Origin of the sequence: Novipirellula sp. (genome assembly GCF_041583735.1) — a bacterium.
GTDB lineage: Bacteria > Planctomycetota > Planctomycetia > Pirellulales > Pirellulaceae > Novipirellula.
On the sequence record NZ_JBFHFD010000317.1, the window covers coordinates 1 to 9435 of the forward strand.

At 55.4% G+C, this 9435-nt stretch carries 4 protein-coding genes; all 4 read right to left on the reverse strand.

Translation table 11 applies throughout. The features are described from left to right. Positions 1-971 (reverse strand): sigma-54-dependent transcriptional regulator (locus ABX962_RS20975; protein ID WP_372721993.1); only part of this gene is annotated, 971 nt, incomplete at its 3' end. Positions 972-1058: 87 nt separating this feature from the next. Further along, positions 1059-4313 (reverse strand): carbamoyl-phosphate synthase large subunit, encoded by a 3255-nt coding sequence (gene carB / locus ABX962_RS20980; protein ID WP_372721995.1) that lies wholly within the window; start codon positions 4311-4313, stop codon positions 1059-1061. A gap of 270 nt (positions 4314-4583) precedes the next feature. After that, positions 4584-8345 carry a CRTAC1 family protein gene (locus tag ABX962_RS20985; protein WP_372721997.1) on the reverse strand — a complete coding sequence of 1254 codons (3762 nt, stop codon included), beginning with the start codon at positions 8343-8345 and terminating at the stop codon, positions 4584-4586. Positions 8346-8357: 12 nt separating this feature from the next. Beyond that, positions 8358-9242 carry an SMP-30/gluconolactonase/LRE family protein gene (locus ABX962_RS20990; protein ID WP_372721999.1) on the reverse strand — a complete coding sequence of 295 codons (885 nt, stop codon included), beginning with the start codon at positions 9240-9242 and terminating at the stop codon, positions 8358-8360. Positions 9243-9435: the final 193 nt, after the last annotated feature.

The window sequence follows — 9435 nt, forward strand, 5'->3', positions numbered from 1 at the left end:
AAACGAAAGTACAGATCGTTGCGGAACACGCCCGTTTCAATCATGTCTTCCAGTGGTCGGTTGGTCGCAGAGATCAAGCGGACGTTGACCTTGATCGATTTATTATCACCCACGCGAGTGATCTGGCTTTCCTCGAGCACCCGCAACAGTTTGATTTGCGTGCTCATCGGCATGTCACCGACTTCGTCTAAAAACAGCGTTCCGCCGTTGGCATATTGAAACGCTCCGACGCGATCGGCCACGGCGTCGGTGAACGAGCCTTTGACATGACCAAACAGTTCACTTTCGACCAGATTCTCGGACACTGCACGTGTATTCAGCGCCACGATGCGTTTGTTGCGGCGGGGACTATTTTGATGAATCGCTTGGGCAATCATCTCTTTGCCCGTCCCGCTTTCGCCCGTGATCAACACGGTCGCGTCGGTGACGGCGATCCGTCGCAATCGGTCGATGACGCCTTTCATCTTGTCGCTGGTGTAGACGATTCCTTCAAAGCCGAATCGTTCATCGAGCCGCTGCATCAACTCGGTGTTTTGTCGACGCAGTGAGACTGCGTCGGCGGCTTTTTCAACAATCGCCCGTAAACGCGCCGGTGTGATCGGTTTTTCCAGGAAGTTGAACGCCCCCTTTTGCATCGCTTCGACCGCGATCGGAACGGTCGCATGACCGGTCACCATCACGATTTCGCAATCAGGCAGCTGTTTGCGTGCGAGTTTCAAAATCTCCATGCCGTCGACGTCGTTCATCACCATGTCGGTGATGATGATGTCGTAGGTCTCGCGTTCAACAAGCTTCGCTGCTTCGGGACCGCTGGTTGCGACTTCGCACTTGTAGCCGACCTTTTCCAGGCTTTCGGTCATTGCCCGAGCGTGGGCGGCTTCGTTGTCGACAACGAGCAATCGAAGCTCGCCCGGATCGTACAATCGGGCCGAATCATTCGATGCGTTGGGATTGGCTGACTCGTCACTCATGGATCACTCATTGTGGAACCGGTCTCGCAGATTGGCGAAGCAATTTGCGGAAACCGTATCGCGTGGCAAAAACAGGCCTCGATTTGATTACAGCGATCGGGCGTAACGGGTTTGCAGCGATTCGACTTCCATCGAACCTTCCCGCATCGCTGTCATCGCTCGAATCGCGGCATCGGCCGCAGCCACGGTGGTAATGCATGGTACGCCGGATTGGACCGCCGCAGCACGGATTTTGCCTTCGTCGGTGCGTGCTCCCTTGCCGCTTGGAGTGTTAATGATCAACTGAACGTCCCCATTTTTCAAGTGATCGATCAAGTTCGGGTGCCCCTCGGCGATCTTTTTGACGCGAGTCACGTTGACTCCCTCGGCTTCGAGCTTGGCAGCCGTGCCGCTGGTGGCCAGCAACTCGAATCCAAGCTCGGACAAGCTCTTGCCAAGGGTCACGACCGAATCTTTGTGCCGCGGCGCGAGGCTCAGGAAAATTTTGCCCGACTCGGGCAACACCGAGCCTGCGGCGATTTGGCTCTTCGCAAACGCGAGCGAAAACTTCTCACTGATCCCCATCACTTCGCCGGTGCTTCGCATCTCGGGGCCGAGCACGATATCGACGCCGCTAAATTTGCGGAATGGGAACACACTTTCTTTGATCGACACGTGACGCGGAATCGGTTCCTCGGTAACCCCTTGTTCTTTCAGCGAGATGCCGGCCATCACCTTGGTCGCAATATTGGCTACCGGAACGCCCGTCGCTTTGGCAACAAACGGCACGGTTCGGCTCGCACGAGGGTTGACTTCGAGGATGTAGAGCGTCGGCTTGTTATCTTCCATCTTGATCGCGTATTGAATGTTCATCAAACCGATGACTTTCAATCGCATCGCCAATCGCTTCGTGGTTTCGCGAATTTCCGCCAGGATCGGCTGAGTCAAACTGAATGGAGGAATCGCACAAGCCGAGTCACCCGAGTGTACGCCGGCTTCTTCGATGTGTTCCATGATCCCCATGATCACGCAATCGGTGCCATCGGCGACGGCGTCGACATCCACTTCGGTGGCATCTTCGAGGAAACGGTCGATCAAGACAGGTTGCCCATCCGCCACGATAAACGCTTCGGCAACGTACCGCTCGAACTGCGATTGGTCGTAGCAAATTTCCATTGCACGTCCGCCGAGTACAAAGCTGGGACGAACCAGTGCGGGGAAGCCAATCTTCTTCGCTTCACGACGCGCTTCGTCCATGTTGCGAGCGATGCCGCTCGGGGGTTGACGCAGCCCAAGCTCTTCGACCAGTTTTTGGAACAACTCGCGGTCTTCGGCCGCTTCGATCGTTTCGACGCTTGTCCCGATAATCGGTACGCCGGCTTCTTTAAGTCCGCGAGCGAGATTCAATGGCGTTTGCCCACCGAACTGAGCGATCACGCCGTCCGGTTTGATCTCGTCACAGATGTTCAGCACGTCTTCGATCGTCAACGGTTCAAAGAACAACAGGTCGGAGGTGTCGTAATCGGTACTGACGGTTTCCGGATTGCTGTTGACCATCACACTTTCGATTCCAATTTCACGCAACGCGAAACTAGCGTGACAGCAACAGTAATCGAACTCGATCCCTTGCCCGATTCGGTTTGGCCCACCGCCCAAAATGATAACGCGTTTCTTGTCCCCCGAACGTGGTGGAAGCTCGTCCTCGTGCTCGTAGGCACTGTAGTAGTAGGGGGTGTAGGCCTCGAATTCAGCCGCACACGTATCCACGCTCTTGAAAACCGGTTTGATACCATGGCTCAAACGCTTGGCACGAACTTTTAGTTCCGTGGTGGACGTCATTTTGGCGATTTGGCGATCCGAGAAACCGAACCGCTTGGCTTGCCAGAAATCATCGCGAGTCATCGAGTCGATCGATCCGATTGCACGTATCCTGTCCTCTTCTTCAACGATTTGGAACATGTGATCCAGGAACCAAGGATCGATGTGAGTGAGCGAATAGATCTCTTCCATTGACATACCCGCCTTGATCGCGTACCGCATGTAGAAAATTCGCTCGGCACCCGGCGTGCTTAATTTGGCAACGATCTCGTCCTTGTCAGACTGATTCTCGGTGCCCCAAGTGTCTTTGTTGTCACATCCCAAACCGAAGGCGCCGACTTCCAAGCCACGCATCGCTTTTTGCAGCGATTCTTTGAACGTACGTCCGATGGCCATCGTCTCGCCGACGCTCTTCATTTGCGTCGTCAACGTCGCATCGGCTTCGGGGAATTTCTCGAAGGCAAAGCGTGGCATCTTGGTGACGACGTAGTCGATCGTCGGTTCGAAACAGGCTTTGGTCTTCTTGGTAATGTCATTGGGAAGTTCCCACAACAGATAACCGACCGCCAATTTGGCGGCGATCTTTGCGATAGGATATCCGGTGGCCTTACTGGCCAAGGCACTCGATCGGCTGACCCGAGGATTCATCTCGATGACGATCATGCGTCCTGTCTTCGGTTCGATCGCAAATTGGATATTGCTGCCGCCCGTTTCGACACCGATTTCGCGAATGACCGCCAACGAAGCGTCTCGCATCCGTTGGTATTCTTTGTCGGTCAACGTTTGGGCTGGGGCAACGGTGATCGAGTCGCCGGTGTGAACGCCCATCGCATCAAAGTTTTCGATGCTACAAATGATGATGCAGTTGTCGTCACGGTCGCGGACGACTTCCATCTCGTATTCTTTCCAACCGATGATCGATTCTTCGATCAGCACTTCAGTGACAGGCGATTGGTCGAGCCCGTTTTGGACAAGCGAATCAAATTCGTCACGGTTATACGCGATCGCGGATCCTGAGCCGCCCATGGTAAAGCTAGGCCGCACGACCGCGGGCAAACCGACCTCGGCGAGCGCCTCGCGAGCTTCTTGCAAGGTATGAACGGTGCGTCCGGTACAGACGTCCAAACCGATCTTTTCCATCGCCTCTTTGAACTGGTCTCGCTCTTCCGCTTTGGCAATCACCTTGGCGTTGGCGCCAATCATCTCGACGCCGTATTTTTCCAAGACGCCGTTGGCTTCGAGATCCATCGCTACGTTCAACCCGGTTTGTCCGCCGAGGGTTGGCAGCAGGACGTCGGGGCGTTCTTTGGCGATGATTTTTTCAACCATCTGCCACGTCAACGGTTCGATGTAGGTCGAGTCCGCCGTCGCGGGATCGGTCATGATCGTCGCAGGGTTACTGTTGACCAGGACGACCTCGTAACCTTCTTCGCGTAAAGCCTTACACGCTTGTGTACCGGAATAATCAAATTCACAAGCCTGCCCAATTACGATCGGACCACTACCAATAAGCAGGATTTTCTTGATATCGTCTCGACGAGGCACGGAGTTTTCCCGAGTTGTTGGGGGATGGAGGTTGGTTCGAAATCCGACACGCGGGGCTGCGGGCGATCCGGTGGCGGCGAATCCAGAGGGAAAGATCGCTGCGTCCAGACGCTGCTAAACCAAGCGCATGCAAATTGCCGCAAAGAATAGCAAAGAATCGTGAGTTGCCGTAGTGGTCGCTCCCCTCAGAAACGCCTTGCGTGTTTCATCGGGGCTTTGATCAAGCCTTTAGGGATTACGTCCCCAATTCGAATCACCCCGGCAAAATCGTCACGGACGGCTCCAAAACGCCCGGAAATCGTGCACTCGATTGAGATGCGGGGCATTCAAACGATCAGTCTGGTCGGTCAGTTCCGATTGCTGCCGCGTGGGGGGGTAGGTGCTCATTTGCTTAAACGGTAACGGCCCCGCACTTTGCCCACTCAGCGTGTTCAGATCGGCGTCCTTGTCCCAGCCAACACAGTGCAGGACAAAGTCGCGTTTCCAGCCTGACGGCGGCGCGTCGGCCGGCACGCTGAACTGTAACGCAATCTCGTCGCCGCTGCCCATCACCACCATCGCGTCATCCCAGGACGCTAGCAATCCGGCACAATCGCCGTACCGCGTAAAACGCCCCGTCAGCGGTGGCCATTTGGGCGACACGCTGCTTTGGTCATAGTCGTACGTTTCCGGGGCCTGCGGCGATTCCTTGATTCGTTTCGAAAATCCGCGGTAGTCAAGTTTCGCGTCGATTAGCGATAGCGAATGCGTCTGATAGGCCGCTGGCTCGGACTGGACCGCCACCTCCGCCGCGTCCCAATAGATCTGGGCCGAAGTGCGAACCCGCATCCGAGGATCCTGGCGGTTGATCGCGTCGGTCACATCCACCACGATCGTTTTTGTCTTACCGCCGGGGAAACCAACGAACGGAATCGCTTTTCGCCATCCACTCGTCTCTTCCGCGTCTGGAACCCACAACGAAGGAAACTCGATCGGTTGTAGTTCCGGGTTTTGGTCAATTTGGATATTGAGCGATGTGTCGGTCGGCAAGATCCAGCCTGTCAAAACCAAGTAGATCGATTCGCTCGATCCAGAGTCTTTCGGCATAAATTCGGAACCAAAATCAACATCGATCCAGTGGGGCTCGCACAATCCTTGTCGTAATCGCCGATCAAACCCTTGCACGTAGTCCTGGTCGATCTTGGTGAGTTTTTCGCTGACGTCGCGACCGCGGGTGTCCACCGCGTGCTTCAGTTTTGTCACATTTTGATCGTCGAACGCATAAATCGTCGGTGTCGCAATTTCCGCAGGCCCCACTTTTTCATTGGTCCAAATATCGATCGACTGTGGGTGATCGACCGCGACCAACGAAACATGGTCAAAGTAGGCGACTTCCCAGAGTTCTTCGCTGATCCGCAGTTCGTATTTGCCGTCACGCTCGCGGACATGATCGCCATCGACTTTCAAATATTCCCAGGGCCGATCTTTTGCCACGACGCCGTTGGCGACTTGCAACCCCAGCGGCGCGGCCCACAAACAATCGGTCACAAATGCATACCGTTGGCCATCCCATGCGTACAAATACGGGCACGACCCTTTGAGCGTCTGTTCTTCTTCGACCAACGCGTCAATTTTTGGGTCACGAATCGTCTGCGTTAATCCGTTTGGAAAAATCACTCGCAGCGAAGCTGAGCCTGCAAACGAGCCGAGACCAAAATGGGTGACGGGAGAGCGGATTACTTCCGCACGGTAATGCGGGCCAAATCGCAGTTCGACGACTGAACCGATTGCGTAATGATTCACACGCCCACTGCTAGCATTGTTGTCGTCGATCCCGCGAAAACGGACGTTCAAATAATGTCCTGCGGATGCGGTTTGATTGAGCGAAACCAACGCGTTGCCATCACGGACTCCCACAACATCCAGCAATCCGTCGGCGTTGAAATCGGCAATGCAAAGCGAAGTTTCGCCCAGCGATTCCCCGATTTCTTGCAGGGGCGAATCGGAGGCCGTTCCTATTCGATACGCGGATGCGGATGATTCGCTCGACCGCAACACATCGGCCAGGATGTCGTTGTTAAAGTCGCCAACCAGCATCGCATCCCCCGTTTGCTTGGCCGTCTGTACATGGTCCACGGTCCAAATGCCTGCGGCGGCGGTTTGGGAATAAATGATCGTAGTGGCATCGGCAGAACCGACAACGGCATCCCACGAAACATTGCCATCCACGTCGTCGATCGCGATTGAGTCAGCCGCGGTGATCTTTGGAATCTCCGCGAGTTCACGATAACGAAATTGCAGATGCAGCAGGTTTTCGACCAAGCCGACTTGGCCAGCGTCGTTGAGAGTCACCACGTCCAAATCAAGATCGCGGTCAAGATCCACCATTTCCATGGCAATGATATTGGTCGTTTTCGATAGCGAGGTTGCCGTGTCGGTAGCGGCCGCTTCGAAGAAAGTCCGATTGCCTCGATTGACGAACACACGCAGCCCCTGGTTCTTAGTCGCCAGCATCAGATCCAAATCGCCGTCGCCTTCCAAATCGCCTGCGATTGCGGCCGTGACATCACTGATCTCTTCAAGACCCGTTGTTTTATCGACGACTTTCAAACGATCGCCTTCCGCAGTGTCGGCTCGCCCGTCGATGGCAACCAGCTTGACGCCGTTGCTGCCAAAGGCGACCAGTGTCACCACAGTGTTGTGCCGAGCTCCTGAGACGACTTGGTTTCCCGCTTCGCTGGAACCGCTTGTTTGACTCACTTGAATCCGACTCGGATCGCTGCTGTCGACCATGAACAAATCGGCTGCCAATAATCCGGCGACAGGCATCCCAAGCTCAAGCGATGCAAACGGGCTCCATTTCCCTGAATCGTTCTTGATCAGCGTCAGCGTTCCTGTGGCCGATGCGGCGGCAACATCGGGAGCAAGATCCAAATCGAAATCGACCGGCATGACTGCCGTGGTCTCGGCTGAATCGAGAATGACGTTGCCGTTGAATTGCAGCGGCGCCGCGTCGATTTTTGCAGGCGACTGGGCGGCGATTTCAGCTGCGACGCGTCGCAGCGAATCAAAACTCAATCGATCCAGCGGATGCGGTGCGGCACGACGTCGATCCGTTTTTACCAGTTCGGTACTGTTGAGCACGTTGAACCACAGCAGCATTTGGTTCTCTGCGGCGTTCCAGTCGGATGTCTCGATCGCAGCAAGAATCTGAGCCACCAACTCGTCAGGCGTCAAGCCGATCGGTTCGGTTTGGCGTCGCAGCGCAGGTTCAATCGAGCGTGCCAGGCGAAGCGTCCGCGATACCGCGTCGGCTGCATCGGCGGATTGGATCGCAAGGTTTAATTTGGCCGCTCGCAGCGCAATGAATAGATTGTCTTCGTTTTGGTGCGACAGAATCGCAAGTGCTTTGGCGGCTTTTTTACCCACATCGTTGGGTAAACCATCGATCGGGTCCTCCAATTCGTCCAAGACCTGAGTGAGCGGCCCGCCCAAGATGATCGACTCGGGGCGTTTCCCCAAATCGCCCTCGATTGCGGCAACAAGCCGGTCAAAGATTTCTTTACGCAATGTGCGAGTCATCGTCGCAGGCAACAGCGAAGCTTCGTGGAGATCGACGCGGCTTTCCAGCCACACCGCGATCACCGGGTTGTCGCCAACGGCAGCGAAATCCTTGATCGATTTCCGCGCCGCATCGATCGCTTGCGGCAATTCGCTACGCGCGGTCTGTTTTTCCGCCGCATCCAATAGCGAGTTGTTGGCCTTTTCCGTCAACACGTCCACTCGCAACACGCGATTCAGCGCCCGATTCAGTGCGATGGACGCATCTTCGGGCGACTCCTCGAACAACGTGGTCCAATCCTCGTCTGCTGCCACCGATTCAAAGTTTTCAGTGGCGGCCAGCGCGTCTCGCGTCTTTTGCAGTCGAGCGTTCGCTTGGCTTGATGCAGCTATCGCCCCGGCTTCACCTCCGGAACGCCTGACAAAATAGACCACTACGATGACCAACGCCAAAGCGACGACTAGACCCAGTACAAGTTTCAAGTTTTTCATCGCCGTTTCGCCTTACATCCGTGGCTTGACTTGTTTGCTTTCGAGATCGAATTCGTAGACTTGCAACTGTTTCGGATCGGCAATAAAAAGCGAGTTTTCACCCAGCGAAATTCCGACGGGACCGACAAGCGGATCGCCCACGTGCCATGTCTCGGTCTTGCCATCCGCTGTAAACTTCCACACGGTCTTGCCATAGCCGTCGGTCACGAAGCCATGGTCACCTGCCCAGACGAGGCCATTGGGGTATTGGAACGGACGCCCCGTAACGATGGCTTCGCTTTTCTTTTCGTCGACATCAATTCGGTGAATCGCTTCCGCATCGGGAGTGACGGCCCAAAGTTTTCCATCGGTATCAAACGCTAGCCCTCGCGCGTTAACGCGAACTACCAACTCGGGGTCGCCGCCTTGGACCGGGAACCGCAACACCGATCGCTTTTCGGCATCACCGACGTAGACCGTCTTTTGGTCGGGCGAGACCGCAAGGGCCATCGCGATCCCCACGCGGGCGTTGCACAGCGGCTTGGGTTCCGCATCTTTTTCCGCAATGTGATAGACCTCGCGCGTCGCCGAATCGCCTACCAGGATACCGGACTCGGGATGCATCACGATGCAACGTGGACGATTCATCGGTTGACGCAGCAAATTGGATCCTCGCACGAACAAGCTGCGTTCGCCGTCACTAATCTTCCAAACCCCCGGCAAATCAAGATCCACCACGTACAAATCGCTCGCGTCCGCCACCACATTCAGCGGATATTTGGGCTCGACCGCTGATGCTTTTACCGCAGTTTCCGTCGCTTCCTCGCTTTCTTGTGCGATCACTGGCGAGGGCAAACAGCCGACGAGTGCGACGAACACGCAAAATAGGTGAGGACGAGAAATGACTACACAACTCATGAATCAGACTTTCGATAAAAACAAACAGTATTCATCCACCGATGGAAGAGCGTTAGTATAGCGGGTCCGCTTCGCAAAGCAGTACTACTTCGCCGCGGTCCGGTGGTACATATTAGGAATCGGCGGCGTAAACAGTCCCACACGGTTCAGCGGCGAGATTGTTTGCCGGATTTGAGCAACAAACGCGTCCACA